General features: G+C 45.4%; 17 protein-coding genes and 1 other RNA gene. 15 read left to right on the plus strand and 3 right to left on the minus strand.

The genetic code is table 11. The annotated features are described in order from the left end of the window. Positions 1-32: 32 nt before the first annotated feature. Together JOD82_RS14055 and rnpB are read left to right on the plus strand one after the other, a co-directional pair. Positions 33-599, plus strand: coding sequence for a flavin reductase family protein (locus tag JOD82_RS14055; protein ID WP_029517782.1), 567 nt, complete (start codon positions 33-35; stop codon positions 597-599). A gap of 79 nt (positions 600-678) precedes the next feature. Then, positions 679-1,077: RNase P RNA component class A (gene rnpB, locus JOD82_RS14060), an RNA gene on the plus strand. A gap of 415 nt (positions 1,078-1,492) precedes the next feature. Here rnpB and JOD82_RS14065 read toward each other — a convergent pair. Beyond that, complete coding sequence (locus JOD82_RS14065; protein ID WP_029517781.1) at positions 1,493-2,713, minus strand: aminotransferase-like domain-containing protein; 1,221 nt, start codon at positions 2,711-2,713, stop codon at positions 1,493-1,495. 116 nt (positions 2,714-2,829) lie between these two features. Here JOD82_RS14065 and pdxR point away from each other — a divergent pair, with 116 nt between their 5' ends. Together pdxR and JOD82_RS14075 are read left to right on the plus strand one after the other, a co-directional pair. Beyond that, positions 2,830-4,305, plus strand: coding sequence for a MocR-like pyridoxine biosynthesis transcription factor PdxR (gene pdxR, locus JOD82_RS14070; RefSeq protein WP_029517780.1), 1,476 nt, complete (start codon positions 2,830-2,832; stop codon positions 4,303-4,305). 88 nt (positions 4,306-4,393) lie between these two features. Further along, complete coding sequence (locus tag JOD82_RS14075) at positions 4,394-4,624, plus strand: hypothetical protein (protein WP_080658632.1); 231 nt, start codon at positions 4,394-4,396, stop codon at positions 4,622-4,624. A 57-nt stretch (positions 4,625-4,681) separates the two neighbouring features. On the opposite strand, the gene JOD82_RS14080 is transcribed toward JOD82_RS14075, so the two are convergent. Next, positions 4,682-6,562, minus strand: coding sequence for a S8 family peptidase (locus JOD82_RS14080; protein WP_209949502.1), 1,881 nt, complete (start codon positions 6,560-6,562; stop codon positions 4,682-4,684). A 186-nt stretch (positions 6,563-6,748) separates the two neighbouring features. Here JOD82_RS14080 and JOD82_RS14085 point away from each other — a divergent pair, with 186 nt between their 5' ends. The 6 genes from JOD82_RS14085 to thiI all read left to right on the plus strand — a co-directional run bounded on the left by JOD82_RS14085 (position 6,749) and on the right by thiI (position 11,556). Continuing rightward, positions 6,749-7,255 carry a YpuI family protein gene (locus JOD82_RS14085; protein ID WP_029517778.1) on the plus strand — a complete coding sequence of 169 codons (507 nt, stop codon included), beginning with the start codon at positions 6,749-6,751 and terminating at the stop codon, positions 7,253-7,255. A 187-nt stretch (positions 7,256-7,442) separates the two neighbouring features. Continuing rightward, entirely contained in the window at positions 7,443-7,670 is a 228-nt protein-coding gene (locus tag JOD82_RS14090) for a DUF1540 domain-containing protein (RefSeq protein ID WP_029517777.1), read from the plus strand. A 44-nt stretch (positions 7,671-7,714) separates the two neighbouring features. Further along, the gene (locus JOD82_RS14095) at positions 7,715-8,107 is read left to right on the plus strand and encodes a hypothetical protein (RefSeq protein WP_029517776.1); all 393 of its coding nucleotides are present in this window, start codon (positions 7,715-7,717) and stop codon (positions 8,105-8,107) included. Between the two features lie 222 nt (positions 8,108-8,329). After that, complete coding sequence (locus tag JOD82_RS14100; RefSeq protein ID WP_029517775.1) at positions 8,330-9,022, plus strand: lytic transglycosylase domain-containing protein; 693 nt, start codon at positions 8,330-8,332, stop codon at positions 9,020-9,022. 157 nt (positions 9,023-9,179) lie between these two features. After that, positions 9,180-10,328, plus strand: a complete 1,149-nt coding sequence (locus JOD82_RS14105) for a cysteine desulfurase family protein (RefSeq protein WP_209949504.1) — start codon at positions 9,180-9,182, stop codon at positions 10,326-10,328. A gap of 1 nt (position 10,329) precedes the next feature. Next, positions 10,330-11,556: a tRNA uracil 4-sulfurtransferase ThiI gene (thiI, locus tag JOD82_RS14110; RefSeq protein ID WP_209949506.1), complete on the plus strand. Its 1,227-nt coding sequence runs from the start codon at positions 10,330-10,332 to the stop codon at positions 11,554-11,556. A 73-nt stretch (positions 11,557-11,629) separates the two neighbouring features. Here the strand turns inward: thiI and JOD82_RS14115 are convergent, their stop codons facing one another. After that, the gene (locus JOD82_RS14115) at positions 11,630-12,325 is read right to left on the minus strand and encodes a TerC family protein (protein WP_069010274.1); all 696 of its coding nucleotides are present in this window, start codon (positions 12,323-12,325) and stop codon (positions 11,630-11,632) included. Between the two features lie 216 nt (positions 12,326-12,541). Between JOD82_RS14115 and JOD82_RS14120 the strand changes: the two genes are divergently transcribed. The 5 genes from JOD82_RS14120 to JOD82_RS14140 all read left to right on the plus strand — a co-directional run bounded on the left by JOD82_RS14120 (position 12,542) and on the right by JOD82_RS14140 (position 18,741). Further along, entirely contained in the window at positions 12,542-13,201 is a 660-nt protein-coding gene (locus JOD82_RS14120) for a TerC family protein (RefSeq protein ID WP_029517771.1), read from the plus strand. A gap of 94 nt (positions 13,202-13,295) precedes the next feature. Then, positions 13,296-13,787, plus strand: a complete 492-nt coding sequence (locus JOD82_RS14125) for a LiaF transmembrane domain-containing protein (protein WP_029517770.1) — start codon at positions 13,296-13,298, stop codon at positions 13,785-13,787. Between the two features lie 291 nt (positions 13,788-14,078). Next, the gene (typA, locus tag JOD82_RS14130; protein WP_029517769.1) at positions 14,079-15,920 is read left to right on the plus strand and encodes a translational GTPase TypA; all 1,842 of its coding nucleotides are present in this window, start codon (positions 14,079-14,081) and stop codon (positions 15,918-15,920) included. Positions 15,921-16,045: 125 nt separating this feature from the next. Then, positions 16,046-17,107, plus strand: coding sequence for an LCP family protein (locus JOD82_RS14135; protein WP_029517768.1), 1,062 nt, complete (start codon positions 16,046-16,048; stop codon positions 17,105-17,107). Positions 17,108-17,409: 302 nt separating this feature from the next. Next, positions 17,410-18,741, plus strand: coding sequence for a PhoH family protein (locus tag JOD82_RS14140; RefSeq protein WP_029517767.1), 1,332 nt, complete (start codon positions 17,410-17,412; stop codon positions 18,739-18,741). Positions 18,742-18,832 lie beyond the last annotated feature (91 nt).

An 18,832-nucleotide genomic window follows, 5' to 3' on the forward strand; every position in this document is an offset into this window, starting at 1 on the left:
GCTCTATTATTTTTTTCGTAGGGAGAGGTTCTATGCGGACGCTGATAGCTGATTCTGCAATTCATGCCTATCCAGGTATGGTCGCTGTTGTTACTTCCCGCTATGAGGGGGAAAATAATGTAATGGCCTCAGGCTGGCATACCTATATCGGATCATCACCGGGCATGTATGGCATTTCACTGAGGAAGGAAACATATTCTCACGGACTGATCGAGAAAAGCGGAGGCTTTGGTATTCAGTTTCTGCCTGCGCACAGATCGGAATGGATTCAGGCTGTAGGTACCTTTAGTGGTAAAGATGTAGATAAGTTTCAGCAGTTTGGCATTGCATATGAGGATGGAATTTCAGTCAATGTGCCTATATTGCTGGAGGCTTATCTTGCTTATGAGTGTAAAGTCGTGGATATTCATACCTATGGAGATCATGATTGGATCGTCGGTGAAATACAGCAGACCTACCGAGATGATGAACTGTTCCTAGATGAGGACGTTCCTGATTTTAGTAAGCTTTCTATCCCGCTATACGTGGGAAGGTCTGCTTATTATGTGGCGGATGATTCATTGCAGAGAAAGGTACATCCGTTTTATTTGGGCAAGTAAACAGAGATCTATACGTTTTACAATATTTTCAGGGTTGTATCATGCGCGCGTTCCCTGTATACTATGTAATGTTGTTCGGAAAGTTTGACAGACAATCGCTGGTGGCGTAAGCCGCGAGAGGAAAGTCCGGGCTCCATAGGGCAGGATGCTGGATAACGTCCAGTCAGCGCGAGTTGAAGGATAGTGCCACAGAAATGGACCGCCGATGGCCGCTTGCGGCACAGGCAAGGATGGAACCGAGGTGTAAGAGACCCCGAGGAACGCTGGTGACTTCGTTCCTGGTAAACCCCATCTGGAGCAAGACCTAATGGGACACAGCTTCTTCGCGAAGCAGCCTTAGCCCGAGGCGTGTCTAGGTTGGTCGCTGGAGCTGGATAGCAATGTTCGGCCTAGATAGATGATTGTCGCTTGTAGTGGGAGGGTAGTTCCCGTCTGTACCACGAATAGCACAGAACCCGGCTTACGGAAAACTTTCCCCACTGCAACACCTTAAAAAGTATGAATTTAACTTTTGTAAATGACCTGTTTGCATGAAAGCCTTTAATCCAAATGTATTTATTGAATTAAAAAGGGTGTGTCATATTCCTGTGGGAATGATGGCACACCCTTTTTAACATACCGTACTTACGCAGATATAGTGCATTCTTAGAATGAAGCCCCCAGCATAATTACTGTGGGCTTTCATCCTAATTTTTACTTCTCTACCGTAAAACCGTTCGAGAATGAGGCACGTAGTCAGCGTAGCAAACGCATTTGAATCTACAGAGGCGAGGCGTACATCTTTGTCCCAGATTCCAACATGCTATTCAAATTCCAAACGAATCAGAGGGAACAGCGATCGTAAAATCAAATGATTCGTGAAGCGGCCTCACGTACGTGTCCTGCCAACTCCATCATCGCACGCTGTTTACAACACTTTCCTCTGTGTACATCTTCAGTGCCCGATCCAATCGGTCAACTGCTTTTGGAAGCAAGGAAGGATCCGTATGCGTGAAGTTGATTCGCATATGGTTGCTGCCACTTAGGTCAGCATAGAAGACTTGTCCAGGCACAAATGCCACTCCTTCCTGAATTGCGAGTTGCAGCAACCGATCAGAACGGAATCCCTCGGGTAAAGTAACCCACATAAACATACCGCCAAGTGCATCATTCCAGGTGATTCCTTCCCATTGGCGTTCTTTCATCAGCGACGTGAGACGTAGCATACGAGTATGGTACTCAGCAGACACAGTACGAATATGTCCGTCCAAGTCAAAAAAGTCCAATAACTCATTCAAAGCACGTTGATCAATACTGCTGGAGTGCAGATCGGCAGATTGTTTGGCATTGGCGACTTTAACGACAATCGCTTGATTAGCTACCAGCCAACCAGATCGAACACCAGGAGCGACGGTTTTGGAGAATGTAGAAGTGTACATCACATGACCGTCTCCACCTAGCTGTTGATCGATTGAGAAAAGGGATGGAAAGTTAAGGTTTTCGTCAAATTTAAGACGTCCGTAAGGATCATCTTCAAAAATCAAAGTGCCGTATTTACGGCATATTTCAACAACGCCTGTTCTTCGTTCCATACTCCAAACACTTCCTGCCGGGTTGGAGAAGGTTGGGATGACATACACGAATTTAGGCTGATGTTTTTTGATCTTGGCTTCAAGATCTTCTAATCGCATACCGTTAGAGTCTGTATCTACACTTACAATGTTGGCACCATAGGAATTAAATACCTGAAGAGCTGCCAAATAAGTAGGGGACTCCACCAATACAGTATCCTGCGGATCGAGCAATACACGCGAAACCAGATCAATGGTCTGCTGTGAGCCCGTCGTCATGATGATGTTATCTCTGGTGACGGAGATGCCTTGGGATGACATGATTGCTGCAAGACGTTCCCGTAGAGGAATGTAGCCCTCGGTTAGGCCGTATTGAAGAGCGGTAGTACCGCCGAGGCGAAATACCTGCTCATAGGCTTTAGCAACAGCTTCGATGGGGAAAAAGGCATCGGCAGGAAGGCCGCCTGCCAGAGATAACACATCTGTTCCCTGTGTCAGCTTTAAAATGTCCCTTACCATGGACGAGCCCTGAGTACGAGCCATACCCGAAAATTTGTGTTCCAATCCAATCATCTCCTGTGTTCTATACTGTACTATGAAATTTGTTGTATTATATCGATAATGAAGTATAACAGTAAACGTCTAAATGTAACAGTTGATTTTTGGAGGGGACGGTTCCGATGCATATTGATCTCAGCCGCAATAGCAGTGTTAAATTATATTTACAGATTGCCAAAACATTAGCAGATCGCATCCAGTCTGGACTGTTGCCTCAGGGCACAAAGCTTCCCTCTGTCCGTCATTTGTCCAGTTTGCTTGCGGTAAGTCCCGTAACTGTAAGCAAGGCATATGCTGAGCTGGAGTCTATTAATCTGGTTACCTGTACACAGGGAAAAGGTTGCTATGTAGCAGAGCCTTCGGTAGCTGTTCAACGTGAGGGAGCGCAGGATTTGTCATGGCAAATGTCGCTGATCGATTATTTGCCACGCGCACAGTTATGGAGAAACTTTAACCATAGCAGACAGGTTCCCTATTCTTTTCATATAGCAGCAATTCAACCGGAGCTTCTTCCTACACGCGAAATCATCGCTGATACTCAACGTCTATCCTCTGGAAATCCTGATGCAATGGCAGCATACGGTACTTTTGAAGGTGATTTAGCGCTGAGGGAAGTGTTTGTAGATCACCTGAACGAACGTGGCCTATGCACTGTTGCAGAACAGCTGCTCGTGACCAGTGGTGCCCAACAGGGCATTGACCTGGTGGCACGTACTTTTGTTGGTTCTGGAGATGTTGTCTACATGGAGGCTCCTACATATACGGGGGCCATTGATGTATTTACCAGTCGTGGTGCCAAAGTAATTATGATTCCGATGGATGAGCAGGGCATGCGGATCGATATCCTCACGCGTCTTTGTGATACTCATCCCCCAAAACTGATCTACACGATACCCACCTTTCATAATCCTACCGGAGTAACTTTAACGACGGCCAGACGCACACAATTATTGGATCTAGCTCAAAGTTATCATTGCCTCATTGTTGAGGATGATCCATTTTCTGACCTCTACTATAAAACAAAGCCGCCACTCTCTATCAAGGCACATGATCAATCCGGACATGTGATATATATCAAAAGCTTTAGCAAAACCGTTGCTCCCGGCTGCCGTATAGCTTGTGTAGCGGCCACTGGCAGTGTAATGGATCGTTTGGTGGCTGCCAAGTCTACTACGGATTTGGGGAGCCCTCTATTAACGCAAAAAGCGCTATTGCCCTTTATCAGGAACCGTCTTGATCGACATCTTGTCTGGTTGCGGGAACAAATGCGGGATCGGTTGACAGTCGCATTGTATACGCTCCAGCGCTATGCTCCGCCAGAGGTTAGCTGGTATGCTCCCGAAGGCGGCTTAAATGTGTGGATTAAGCTTCCTCCTAATGTTGATATTCCAGAATTGGAGCGGCTGGCTGACCGAGAAGGCGTTTCCTTTTTACCTGGTGCAGTGTGCTATGCAGGTGGTATGGACAGTAATCATATCCGTATTTCTTTTTCGTATGTGGACAAGGAAACACTTATAACAGGTCTTCACAAACTGTGCCGTTTGTTGGGCGAACTGCTTGATCATTCGGTCATTGTTGAACGGAAGCCTATTTTATAAGGGATATTTGTATTAGGGGGTAAACATCCAAGCACAGCACATGCCTTCTTAATATGCTGTACTAATTCACCGAAAGGAGTTGCACATTATGAGTCATTGCCCTTACGACCCGATCGTGTGCCCGCCGATCCAATTTGTAAATCATCAATTTTTCCCACAAGTCGTGCCTGTGGTTCATCCAATTGAAATTGTTAATCAGACGCACATTGTACCTGTACCACATCACGTATTTCCGGTGAGTATAAAGGATCCTGGAGAACCTTGCTGTCATACTCGCAGTCATAGCAAGCGTCCTGTTCGCAGCAGTTCCAAGCGTTAATAAAGCCCAAAAAAGCAGCCATGGAGCAACATGGCTGCTTTTTTCCAATAAGGAATCTTACGTTTCCAGTTTCTTTAAAATAGATTTTAACTTGTCACTTAAATGCTGTGGATAGAATTGCAAAGGAACATATGGACGTTGTGCTGCTTTCAACGCTTTATACACGTCAATTTGACCATATCCGAAATATTTGTCATGCCCTGGTGTGCCCAAGTCAATTACGCTGCTTCTCATTAAATCCATAACCTCTTTGTTGGTCAGATCGGGGTTAACGGATCGAATCAGGGCAGCAAGTGCTGATACATGGGGACTGGCCATTGAAGTGCCCGACAGTGCAGCATATTGATTCCCTGGGTACGTACTGGCAATACTTGCACCTGGAGCCATGACGTCTACATAATCTCCATAGTTAGAAAAGGATGCACGGTGCATAGAAGAATCTGTAGCGGAAACGGCAAACACTTCAGGATACGCTGCTGGATAGCCAGGTCGTTCCGTATTGTCATTGCCTGTGGCTGCGATTAATACGACATCTTTTTCATAGGCGTATTTGATCGCATCATGCAAAAATTCAGCTTGTGCGTAATTGCCCAGACTCAAATTGATGACCTTGGCACCGTGATCAGCTGCCCAGATAATACCTTCTGCAACCGAGTAAGTCGTGCCGGAGCCGGATTGGTCAAGTACCTTGATCGGCATGACTTTGTTGTACCATGTCATGCCAGCGACCCCCTCACCATTATTCACGAGGGCAGAAATGATGCCGGCGACGTGCGTTCCATGACCGACGTCATCATAAGGCTTTTCAGACGGGTTTACCACGTTATGACCTGAAAGGATTTGACCTTTTAGGTCGGGGTGATTCAAATCTACTCCCGTATCTACGACAGCGACAATTACGTCCTTGCTGCCTTTGCTTAATTTCCAACCTCGGTTGGTTTCAGTTGCCGGCAGATTCCATTGATAGCGGGAAAAGAGCAAATCATTGGGAATAGAGCTGTCCGCTTTGATAGGTGTGCTCTCATTGGTTAGATACATATAGTGAGGTTCCGTATAAAGCGGGTTCCACTTTCTTGAAAAATATTGCTTTAGCTCCTTAAAGTTCATCTTATCCGAATGAAATACATAGGTATAACCAAGCTTGCGGCCTGGCGCACAGTGTAAATCTGCTGCAATTTCCTGCAGTTGTCGTGAATCAGGATTATGATGGAAGCGAACGACAATTTCATTTTCAAAATAATGGCTTGCATTTTCGTTGTCGTGGCCCGTCTTGACAGTAATATCGTGCAATGTGTCGGGATGTACGGATTCGATTTTGTAGCTGCCTTCTTTTGGATAGGGAATCAAACGCAAATTTTTCCGCTGATGCTTCTCCACGTCACGCAATACTTGCTGACTGACCAGAGCAGCAACGCCGCATGTTCCGTCAGCCGATGGTTCTGCCATGACAAAATATTTACCGCCTTCAGCCTGAAATGCAGCAGATTCGTAGGATTTATTTTGCATGACGGAACGGCGAGCCGCAGCCAAGCTGCTTTTAATTTGAGGATGACTGAGCAGACGAGTTTGTGCTTTGCTGCCCGTGTAGGTGTTCGTATTCCCGTCGCTTGTGTGAATCCACTGTAACGTATGAAGATGACTGTGCGATTGCTGTAGCGTGCGGGTAAATTCCCTTTTCTGATCAGCAGTTTTACCATCAAGTTCCCGCATCACGTACTGAATATCCTGCCTTGCATCCATGCGTGTGAGGGTATCCGTAGCGGACAGGTCCAAAGCCAACATTCCTTTTTTGAGTTGCTTCTCTTGCTGTGGCACCATCTTGGCCGTATATTCGGGCTGCGGTGTATGGCGGTGATCACGGGAAGGCAGCATCAGTGTGATGAGAAGCACCCCGGCAGCTGCTCCTAGCAGGGGTTTTAACCATTTTCGCCGAGACATGGGACCGTCCTCCTTGAGAATTCATAAATTTATGGTTTAGCGTGAGGAGGTTGGCATGTTTTTATACCTTTCAATGCTTATTTGTGGTAGGATAAATACTGAAAATTACAGCTCTTTCGGTTAGAGGGGACTATTTTCGGGTAACCAAATTGATGAACAAGCAACAAATAAGGGGGAGCTGCCTTGATGTCAGCAGTCAACGTACAAAAATTATGTGAGTCGGCGCAGGAGAGACTGAAAACTGCCGTGAAACGGGTGGAAACATTCCTCAATGAGCATGCTCTGCCGCAACTGGCTGCAGATGGCAATGAGGAGTCCGTGCTCTTTTACAAAGGCTTTTTGTCGGATCTCCGTCATGTCCTTGTTTTTTCCGAAGTATCTTATGAAAAGTTGGGTGTGGCTTTACGCCGTGCCAATTTTGACGTCGATTTTGCGGAAAAGGCATTGTATAACGTTTACCATGACTGCGTGAACAGCTTTTTTTATCCCAAAAATGAATCTTACGCAGAGGATGGACGCTATGCGTATACGGGACAAGATGCTATCCGCTTCCGTAAAACGCCAGTGCCAGCCGCTCGCGAAGTGATCATGGACATTACGAAAAATTTTGAAGAATTGCGTGATGATCTGACTTATTATGAAAGTGACTATTTGACTCAGCGCCGGATGCAGACTCGCCGTACTCATGCATAAAGCATTCAACGGGGAAGATCATTTCTAATCAAAAACTAAAACAAGACAAGCAAGCCGTTTTCTACTTGCTTCCTGCCATTTTGGAGGAGGTGAAGGAAGCGGCTTTTTTCGTATGTCACCAACTGCCATATACCATAAACGCATAGGTGCGGGATAGCGGGGGGACAATGAATCCGAGGTGATGATCATGAGCCAAGAGGCCAAGCCAATCGTTAAGTGTAGCGTAGCCAATTGTCATTATTGGGGAGAAAACAACTTGTGCAAGGCAGATTTGATCATGATTGAAGTTGATGGTCATGCCGGAAAGAAATTTAAAGAAGAATATGCGGGGGAAAGCTTCAGTTCAGAAGAACGTGATAAGGCCGACACGTCAGCCGCAACCTGTTGCCACACTTTTAAACCGAAGTCCGTGTAAATTTTATTACGCGATTCATTTTGCATTTGGAGGTGCAGTTTATTATGGAAGATCATGAAAACGACAAGCATCAGAATGAAGAGCATGTTAGCCGCAAACGTGTAGATTACCCCCGTCACATTCATGAACGATCTGCCAAGCGCCGTAATGATCGTGAGGAATATGCAGCAGAGGTTGCTCCCGGCTCAGTTGTGACTCGACATGAGGTCAAGGGTGAAGAGCAAGTTATAAACAATAGTGGTCGTATTTCTGGCTATGTTGGTCTGGCTGCGGGAATTGCCTCATTGTTTATGTGGTCCATAGTACTGGGGCCTATTGCTGCAGTTTTAGGCTTTTTTGCTTATGTGAATGGCAGCAAAACGACCGGCATTTGGTCGATTGGTCTTGGGGCGCTGGCGACATTGAGTTATTTTGCTTTTATCCCGTTCGTTCGCTGACCTTGCTGGAGGAAAAAGTACAGTTTTCTTTTGTATATCCGAGAAAAATCATCTTAGTGATATAATTACATTTAAGCTGATCTATAAAGCTCCGCTGTCTTTTCGACAGAAACGGAGCTTTTTTTCATTAAAAGGTATGGAAGTACATAGTAAAAAGTTGTATCATAGCAGTAACGACAAGCTATTTGGGATATAACAACTATAGAAAGTTGGGAACACCACATGCAAATTGATCCGCGCGTGTCCAAGTCCATGTTAGACATGCAGCTGTTAAATAATATGAGTGCTACAACCCAGACGGGGACAACGGACGCTTTTTCCGGATTACTGGAACAAGTAGGTCAGTTGGAAACAGATGGTGCTGTGACTCGAGAAAATTCAAGTGATGTTACCAGAGACGAAAATGGTTTGCTTTGGCTTCAATTGGGACCTTCGAGGGGAACGGCTTCGTCATTGTATCCCGCTCCTTCCAGCACAGCAACAGACGGGCCTACAACACCTACGGCATATGATGATATGATTAACGAGGCTAGTCAGAAATACGGCGTTCCAGTAGCGTTGATTAAAGCAGTTATTGATACGGAATCTTCATTCAATCCGTCGGTCACTTCTTCGGCCGGGGCCAAAGGGCTTATGCAACTTATGGATGCTACGGCTCAAGGTCTGGGAGTCAGTGACCCGTATGATCCTGGACAAAATATTGATGCTGGAGTTCGTTATTTGTCTTATCAGATTAAACGTTTTAACGGACAAGAAAATATGGCGCTGGCTGCATATAATGCAGGTCCCGGACGGGTGCAGCGGCTTGGTGTAAGTAGTGATGAACAGTTAATGTCTGTACTAGATAAGCTTCCGCTGGAAACGCAAAGATATATTAACAAGATTCAAAATGCACGTGAAAAATATACGATCTAAGCCCTATAGCTTATAACGAAAAAAGTGTGTAATTTCAATTAGATTAGGTCCGCAGAACAGGGTCAATATGGGGAAAGGGTGTCGCTATAATGTAGCGGCCTTTCCCTGTTTTGGTCTTTTTTTGTTGCAGCAGTTGTAGGGCAGAAAGGGGAGTTTAATGAAATATTTTGATTATGCGGCGACAACTCCGCCTTTTGAAGAGGTGATTACAACCGTTGCTGAGATCATGAGACGCCACTATGGCAATCCATCTTCGATGCATCGGTATGGAGAGGATGCGGATAAGTTGCTTAAGCGTTCGCGCGAAGTATGTGCTGCGGCTTTGGGAGTGTATCCATCAGAGATTGTCTTCACATCTGGGGCAACGGAAAGCAACAATCTTGCTATTAAGGGAGTAGCTTTGCAGTATCAGACCAGAGGCAAGCATATTGTTACTGTATCGACAGAACACCCGTCTGTGTATGAAGCTTGCAGACAACTGACAAATCTGGGTTTTGAGGTTACATTTTTACCTGTCGATGCAGAAGGGCATGTGAGCGCCGAACAGGTTTGTGCCGCTGTCCGTAAAGATACGATTTTAGTCAGTATTATGCATGTCAATAATGAGACGGGAAGGGTGCAACCGGTGCATGATATCGGAGCTGCGCTGAAGAAACAGTTCCCCCGTATTCTATTTCATATTGACGGTGTACAAGGGTTTGGAAAGCTGCCGGTTGATATCCGGGGCTGGCAGGCTGATCTGTACAGCCTCTCTGCGCATAAGCTGCGTGGACCTAAAGGTGCTGGACTACTATTCGTTCGGGAAGGTGTAGAGGTTTTCCCACTGCATAGTGGCGGCTCTCAGGAGCAGGGTTTTCGTGCAGGTACGGAAAATGTGCCACTGCTTGTTGGTATGTCCAAAGCGGTACGACTAGCGGGCGAACGACAAGCAGAAACAGCACGACGTATGACCGAGTGGAGAGAACGGGTGGTCGCAGAAGTGCAGACAATCCCTCAACTGCGGCTAAACAGCGGGGAGGAAGCACCGCATATTGTCCACTTTTCGTATCCGGGTATGAAGGCCGAGGTGCTGCTGCATACGCTGGAGCAACTAGGTGTGGTCGTATCCACCAAATCGGCTTGTTCTTCGAAGTTGGCCGAGCCCAGCCGGGTGCTGCAGGCGATGGGCCGCAATGAGGCAGAAGCATCTGGCGGCATTCGTATCAGCTTCGGTGACGAGCATACGGAACAGGATATTGACGAGCTTATACTTGCACTGCAACAGGCTGTAGCCAAGCTGGAATCCCTTGAAAGGTGGAAACGTTAAAATGCACTATGATATGCTGTTACTTCGCTTCGGTGAATTTACATTAAAAGGGAAGAATCGGACTCGTTTTGAAAAGGCAGTACTGAATCACGTGAAGCTGCTGCTCAAGCCGTTTCCCGGCGCTTCTTTGCGGAAGGAATTTGGACGGATTTATGTGGTACTCGGAGGAGAGCCTTATGAACAGATCATTCAAGTGTTACAAAAAGTGTTTGGCATCACGACAATAAGTCCTGTCAAAATGGCTCCTGTCGAGCTGGGTGCTATAATTGAGACCGCTGTAGCTTTGATGCGTGAGCTGAATGTGGCCGAGGGAACGACTTTCAAGGTAAATGCCCGCAGAGTGTGGAAGGAGTTTGCTCATTCCTCACAAGAGATGAACCATTTAATTGGTTCTCCTATTTTGCGAGAGTTTCAAGCGTTGAGGGTCGATGTGCATCAACCAGATATTGAGTTGCGTGTGGAGGTCAGAGAGCAGGCGGCCTATATATTCAGCGATGTTATTATGGCTGTAGGGGGCTTTCCGTTAGGAACGAACGGTAAAGCTATGCTGCTGCTGTCTGGTGGAATCGACAGCCCGGTAGCAGGATGGTCTTCCATGCGTAGAGGACTGGAAATTGAATGTGTACATTTTTATAGCTATCCGTTTACAAGTGAGCGTGCGAAAGAAAAGGTCATTGAATTGGCAAGGGTATTAGCAGGCTATGCAGGGCGGATCAAAATCCACCTTGTACCGTTTACAGAGGTGCAGACGGCCTTTACGCGCACTGGACAGGACAATCTGATTATAACGCTAATGAGACGGTCTATGCTGCGAATTGCAACGATGCTGGCTGAGCGTGAAGGAGCGCTGGCACTCGTGACGGGTGACAGTCTGGGTCAAGTTGCTAGTCAAACGTTATCCAGCATGAATGTGATTGGCCGTTCAACAGAATTACCATTGCTGCGACCTCTCGTCATGATGGATAAGCAGGAGATCACGGAAATCGCTAAGCAAATTGGCACCTACGATTTATCCATCCTTCCATATGAAGATTGCTGCACATTGTTTGTTCCTAAATCCCCAACGACCAATCCAAATTTGTGGGTTGTTCAAAAGATTGAAGCCTCTATTCGGGATTTAAATGCCTTGATTGAACAGGCTGTGGCTGCAACGGAAACGCTTGTCCTGGAGTCAGGCGGAGCTATAGAGGGGCGTAATGAGGAAGTTATACAGGAAGATTGGTTTTAAACAAAAAGGCAGACCCACTGTTATTATGGGGTCTGCCTTTTTTGATTTTAGTTAAAACAGTTTTTGAAGCATTTTAAACAGCTTTTTCTCGACTGGACATTGCTTTGCGATTTTGAAGATATCCCGTGAGCAAAATACCAGCCATAACTGTAGCAATAAACAAGATACGCAGCGCAGGGTGCTCGGTAAAGTAAGGTTCCAGCTTACGTTCTTCAGTAATCATATTAGAGGCCGTATAACCAAGTACAGCCGATCCCAAATAGATAATCCAGGGGAATTTATTGATCAGTTTGATAAAAAGAGTGCTTCCCCATACCACGATTGGCACGCTGATTAACAGGCCCAGCACTACAAGTAGCAAATGCTGCTGGGCAGCGCCAGCAACAGCAATCACATTGTCCAGACCCATAGCCGCATCGGCTACAACAATCGTGCGGATAGCACCCCATAATGTTGTTCCCGCTTTGACTTCGGTATGGTCCTCCTGGTCTACGAGCAACTTATACGCAATCCAGACTAACATAATCCCCCCGATGAGTAACAACCACGGTACTTGAAGCAGCCAGAGTACCACAATGGTGGCTGCTATGCGAATAAGCAGGGCACCACCGGTGCCGTACAGTATCGCTTTTTTTTGCGTTGCAGGAGGCAGCTTTCTGGCGGCAAGTCCAATTACAATCGCATTATCCCCTGCGAGCAGAAGATCAATAAATATCACATTAAGCAGTAGCCAAAAGAACTGAAGTCCGGACATATCAATCGTTCTCATCTCCCTGATTAAACATCCTAAAATCGTTGTATGTGTTTATTTTAATACCCGTTTTCCGGAAATACGATTCATTATATGGCTGTTTGTTATTGATTTCAAGGTCTTTACTCAACGAATTTGACATCATTTTTTAATAAAGGATGACTTATTTGACAAAGCTTATAAGCATAGCCTCGTCCTATTTCGCATACAAGTAGGATGGGGGTGTTTGTACACATGGAGCATATCATTTTGCTGTTGAAAATATTAATGATTAATTTGGTGTTAAGCGGTGATAATGCGGTTGTTATAGCCATGGCGAGCAAAAATTTGCCTGCAAGGCAGCGGAGTCAAGCTATATGGTGGGGGGCAGTCGGTGCAGTCCTCCTGCGCTGTGTTTTGACTTTTGTAGCTGTCATTTTGCTGGGCATACCCTTTATTCAGGCGGCAGGTGGTCTACTTCTGTTATGGATTGCGTTTAAGCTGCTTTATGAGAGTGAGGATCATGTAGGAGTCAGAGCAGAAACAACCATATGGAAGGCTATACAGGTGATTCTGGTAGCGGACTTTGTGATGAGTCTAGATAACGTATTAGCTATTGCAGCACTAGCAGATGGGGATATCGCCATTATTGTCATTGGTATTGCAATTAGCATTCCGATAGTTGTCTGGGGCAGCAACGTAATTGCGATCTGGCTTCACCGGTTCCCTGTACTTGTTTTGCTCGGATCTGCAATCCTGGCTTTTACGGCAGGAGAAATGCTACTGCGTGATCCCCGATTGGGTGTATGGTTAGCAGGTACGGGAGAGCTTATACATGCATGGTTACCAGGACTCTTAGCCTCAGCAGTTGTGATTGCAGGAATATATCGTCAGCTACGTGCTCATCATATTTGAACGTAGTTTTTTTGGAAAACATCGGCTAAAATATACTTAAAAACAATCACATTAAGCGACCTAAAAACAAATTCAGCAAACAAAGGAGACCACGATGAATTCCGGAAAAGAGCGTATGATCGGAGTGGGCATTGTTGCCGTAGGACTGATTATTTTGTTGGGGAAACTGGGGACGTTCTCCTTCTTGGGACGAAACTTTTGGCCTTTGCTGTTTTTAATACCTGGAATCGTACTGCATGCAATGTACATGAAGCGTAAAGTTTCACCCTTTATGTTGCTGCCAGCAGGGATTTTATCGGTTTATGGCTTCTTATTTTTGCTCTGCAATATTTGGGGCTGGAATTTAATGGCCTATTTATGGCCTTTGTTACTTCTAGGTGTGGCGGTTGGATTATGGGAGTACGCCATTAATGATATTTCGCTTTCTCGTAATGTATATACGGGGGGCGTGATATTGGGCTTGGTATCGGTGTTTTTATTGGTCATTACCCTGTTAAGAACGGGTATCATATATGTTATTGCAGTTTTACTGATCGGCGCTGGAATCTGGTTGGTCGTAAACAACCGTGGCAAACGCAAATGGTAAACGACAAGCAATGAGATTTTATGGCGGTAAATTACGGAACAGGCAATAATGTCTTGCTTTATGACATATTTCAACTATAATATAATGGATATGATAAGAGCGTCGGAATGATTTCTGACGCTTATTTTAAGGTTTTCACGCGAATCGGAGAGAGAAGCTGTCTGTACAAAGCCTGAAACATATAGAAGGCTGGCAGGGAGTGGGCCTAAAGAACGATTGTTAGCCTTGAATCAGCACTGCTTCAGGATAGAGACACTATTTTGATATACGGAAAGGATATGGATACAAACCATGCATGCTAGAGAAAACATTCGCAATATTGCGATTATTGCCCACGTCGACCACGGAAAAACGACGCTTGTCGACAAGCTGCTTCAACAGTCCGGAACATTTAGAGAACACGAGGCTGTTCAGGAGCGCGCCATGGACTCCAACGATCTGGAGCGTGAACGCGGTATTACGATTTTGGCTAAAAATACAGCTATCACTTACAAAGATTATCTGATTAACATTGTAGATACACCAGGACACGCCGACTTTGGTGGCGAAGTGGAACGGATTATGAAAATGGTTGACGGTGTTTTGCTTGTCGTAGATGCTTACGAAGGTTGCATGCCGCAAACGAAATTCGTACTGCGTAAAGCGCTGGAACAAAATCTGACGCCTATCGTTGTAGTGAACAAAATTGACCGTCCGGCGGCTCGTCCGGCAGAAGTTATTGACGAAGTACTGGATCTGTTCATCGAGCTGGGTGCGAATGATGAGCAACTGGAATTCCCTGTTGTGTACGCTTCGGCGCTGAACGGAACATCCAGCATGGATGCTGAAAAGCAAGACGATAACATGCAAGCATTGTACGAAACAGTTGTAGAGCATATTCCGGCTCCAACTGAGAATGTAGATGAGCCTCTTCAATTCCTCGTAACACTGATGGATTATAACGAATACCTTGGCCGAATTGCAGTAGGTCGTGTAAACCGCGGTATCATCAAGCAGGGGCAAGCAGTCACAGTTATGCAACGTGATGGTAGTAGTAAATCGGCGCGTATTGAGAAGCTGTTCGGCTTCCAAGGCCTGAAACGTATTGAAACGGATCAAGCGGGCGCTGGTGACATTGTAGCGATTGCGGGAATTAAAGATATCAACATTGGTGAAACCATTGCTGATCCAAACCATCCTGAAGCGCTGCCTGTACTGAAGATTGATGAGCCGACACTGCAAATGACCTTCTTGGTTAACAACAGCCCATTCGCAGGTCGCGATGGTAAGTGGGTAACATCCCGTAAATTGCGTGAGCGTCTTCTGAAAGAACTCGAAACGGACGTCAGCTTACGTGTTGATGAAACGGATAGCCCGGACGCCTTTATTGTATCCGGACGTGGTGAGTTGCATCTGGGTATCTTGATTGAAAACATGCGTCGTGAAGGTTACGAACTGCAAGTGTCCAAACCGGAAGTTATCGTCAAGGAAATTGATGGTAAGAAAATGGAGCCAATCGAACGTCTCCTTATTGATATTCCGGAAGAAAGCATGGGCGCAGTTATGGAAAGTTTGGGCTCCCGTAAAGCCGAAATGGTTAACATGATTAATAACGGCACCGGACAAGTTCGCTTGGAATTCCTGATCCCTGCACGTGGTCTGATCGGCTACACTACAAACTTCCTGACTTTGACTCGTGGTTATGGCGTAATGAACCATGCGTTTGACAGCTATGGACCATTTGTTGGCGGTCAAGTAGGTGGACGTCATCAGGGTGTACTCGTGTCAACAGAAAACGGCAGCTCTACATTTTATGGTATGCTGGGCGTAGAAGATCGCGGTATTTTGTTCCTAGAGCCAGGTACTGAAATCTATGAGGGTATGATCGTTGGAGAGCACACACGTGATAACGACATCGTCGTTAACATTTGTAAAGAAAAACAACTGACAAACGTTCGTTCAGCAACAAAAGACGATACAGTTAAACTGAAAACACCTGTAATCTTCTCTTTGGAGCAAGCGCTCGAATACCTGAATGATGACGAGTATTGCGAAATTACACCTAATGCCATCCGTTTGCGTAAAAAGATTTTGAACAAAGGTGAACGCGAGCGTGCAGAGAAGCAACGTAAAACAGCACAAGCAAATATGTAATTGATTGGATTGGTCTTTGGCCACAGCGGCGACGCCCGGGAACGGGATGCGCCGCTGTGTGTGTTTTAGGATTGTAAACTTGGAGAAAGCTATATTTCTCAAAACGCAGGAAAAGGTGTTGAAGCATGAGTAATCTTTCGAACGGATTGCCTCCCCGGACACAAACTGGGAAAAAATCCGCCAAACCGAAAAAAACGAAAAAGAAAAAAAGCTTTTTCAGATCGTTTATGAAGTTTGTCTTGTTTCTGCTCATTATAGGTATTTTAGCAGCAGGTGGTTATACCTACTATCTTTACAATCAGGTAGAGGAAGTTTTGGATACGGGGATCAACAAGGAAGTACCCAAAACACAATTGGCAGAAACTAAGCCTTTGACTATCTTATTGCTAGGAACCGATTACCGCCCTGATCATCCGACTTATTTGTCCGACGTTATTATGGTAGCTACATTGAACCCCAATACTAAATCGTCTACCATCGTGTCCCTACCGCGCGATACGCGTCTAGAAATGGATGGATATAAACCTCGCAAGTTGAATGAGTATTATCCGGTGTTTAAGGCTAGAGAAAAAGAATCTGGTGAAGTTGCTGAAGAACAGATGAAGAAGATGATCGGCAAATATTTAAACATTGATATCGATTATGTGACGGTTATTAACTTCCAGGGCTTTAGAGATGTAGTAGATAATTTGGGTGGCGTAGATGTGACGGTTGATAAAAACATGTGTTATCGTGACCGTGCAGATGGTACCGATATTAATCTGACAGCTGGAGCCAAGCATTTGAACGGTGACCAGGCTCTTGATTTTGTTCGCTACCGCAAATCGAATTGTCGTCCGAGAACAGCTGAATCTGACGATTTTGATCGCAATCGTCGACAAAATCAGGTGCTTCATTCTCTAATTGACCAAATGCAATCCTTTAACGCTTTGACCAAGTTTAGTGCAATTATTAAATCGGTTGATAAGAATATGATGACAGATATTGAGTCACAGCAAATGAAGAATATCGTACAAACCTATTGGAATATTTCCAAGCAAAATGTGAAATACAATCCGGTAGCGGGAACATGGCGTAGCCCGTATGTGTACATTGATGAGCAACAGCTCGATTTGGCCAAACAAGCGCTACAAGAGGAGTTAGCTAAAAAAGTAAGCGACAATACCGCAGCTTCTTCCAATTCCTGAGTATGTATATTTCTTCCCGCTTATGTTATACTCGCAGCGAGTAAAGCTCTTATATAACATAAGGGGGTTGAGGTATGTCTAAAGTTATAGTGAACCAAGTCTAGGTCCAGTGAGCAATCACTGGGCCTTTTGTGTCTAAATTCAAAAATGGACAGGCTCAGAGGCTATCTTCACTTACAACTTTTCGTTGTTTTATGCTGCTTTGGGGTTCTTTTTTCAGGGAATCAGCAAGTATTAGGTACCCGGTGAATAGGTATAGGTATGAAACACGAGATTGTCCACGCCGCTTTGGAGGGGATTTAATGAAGAAAATTTTTGTGCTGGATACGAATGTGCTGCTGCATGATCCGAAAGCCATTTTTACCTTCAAAGAACATGAAGTTGTTATTCCAGCTGTAGTTCTGGAAGAAATCGACTCCAAAAAACGCAACGCGGATGAGATTGGACGGAATGCCCGCAATGTATCGCGATTGTTGGACGGGTTGAGAGAAGTGGGCCATCTGCATAGTGGCGTTCCACTTCCCCAAGGTGGAAGGCTTAAGGTTGAGTTGAACCACCGAAGTTTTTTGAAAGTTCAGGAGATGTTCGGGGAGGTTTCGAACGATAACCGGATTTTGGCGGTCGCCTTGAATTATCATCTGGAAGAGCAGGAGCAGCCTGAGCCGCGTTCGGTCGTTTTGGTCAGTAAAGACGTGCTGGTCAGGATCAAAGCAGATGTATTGGGACTGCTGACTGAAGACTACCTCTCCGATAGAACAGGCGATTTAAGTGAGCTATACCCCGGATACTCGGCAATACAGGTGCACCCGTCCATCATAGATGAATTTTACTCTAACCGGTTTTTACTAATCAAGTCACTGGAACTACCTTATACACTGTATCCACATGAATTTGTCATTCTGAAAGATGAAATGGGAACTGGAAAATCAGCATTACTGAAAGTTAACCAGGAGGCAGAGCGATTAGAGCCGCTGTACTTAAGTAACGAATCAGTATGGGGAATCAGCGCGCGCAATGCTCAACAGAGGATGGCATTGGAGCTTTTGCTTAATGATGATATCCCTCTCGTGACCATTACAGGAAAAGCGGGTACGGGCAAAACGTTGCTGGCGCTGGCGGCAGGTTTGCTTAAAGTAGAGGATGAGCATCGCTTCAAGAAACTGCTGATTGCTCGACCTGTTGTTCCTATGGGCAAGGATATTGGTTATTTACCAGGAGAAAAGGATGAAAAGCTTCGTCCATGGATGCAACCAATCTACGACAATCTGGAATATCTGTTTGATGCCAAAAAATCAGGTGATATCGACAAAATTTTGATGGGCTTGGGCAGTATTCAGGTGGAGGCACTTACTTATATTCGCGGACGTTCGATACCTGGGCAATTTATTATAGTCGATGAGGCGCAGAATTTATCCCGACATGAGATTAAAACGATTGTGTCTCGGGTGGGTGAGGGAAGCAAGATCATTTTGATGGGAGACCCGGAGCAGATTGATCACCCTTATCTGGATGCAGCCAGCAACGGTTTAACCTATGTGGTGGAGCGGTTTAAGCAAGAAGGGATTAGCGGGCATATTATGTTGGAAAAAGGAGAACGCTCCAAGCTCGCGCAGTTGGCAGCTGATTTGCTATAAAGTCCTATCGTTATTACAATAATAAAGACCTCGGGAATATCCCGGGGTCTCTTGTTTTGTACACGTAAAAGTTCAGAACAATGAAAGTGGG

This window comes from Paenibacillus sp. 1182, from assembly GCF_017833915.1.
Taxonomy (GTDB): Bacteria; Bacillota; Bacilli; order Paenibacillales; family Paenibacillaceae; genus Paenibacillus; species Paenibacillus polymyxa_D.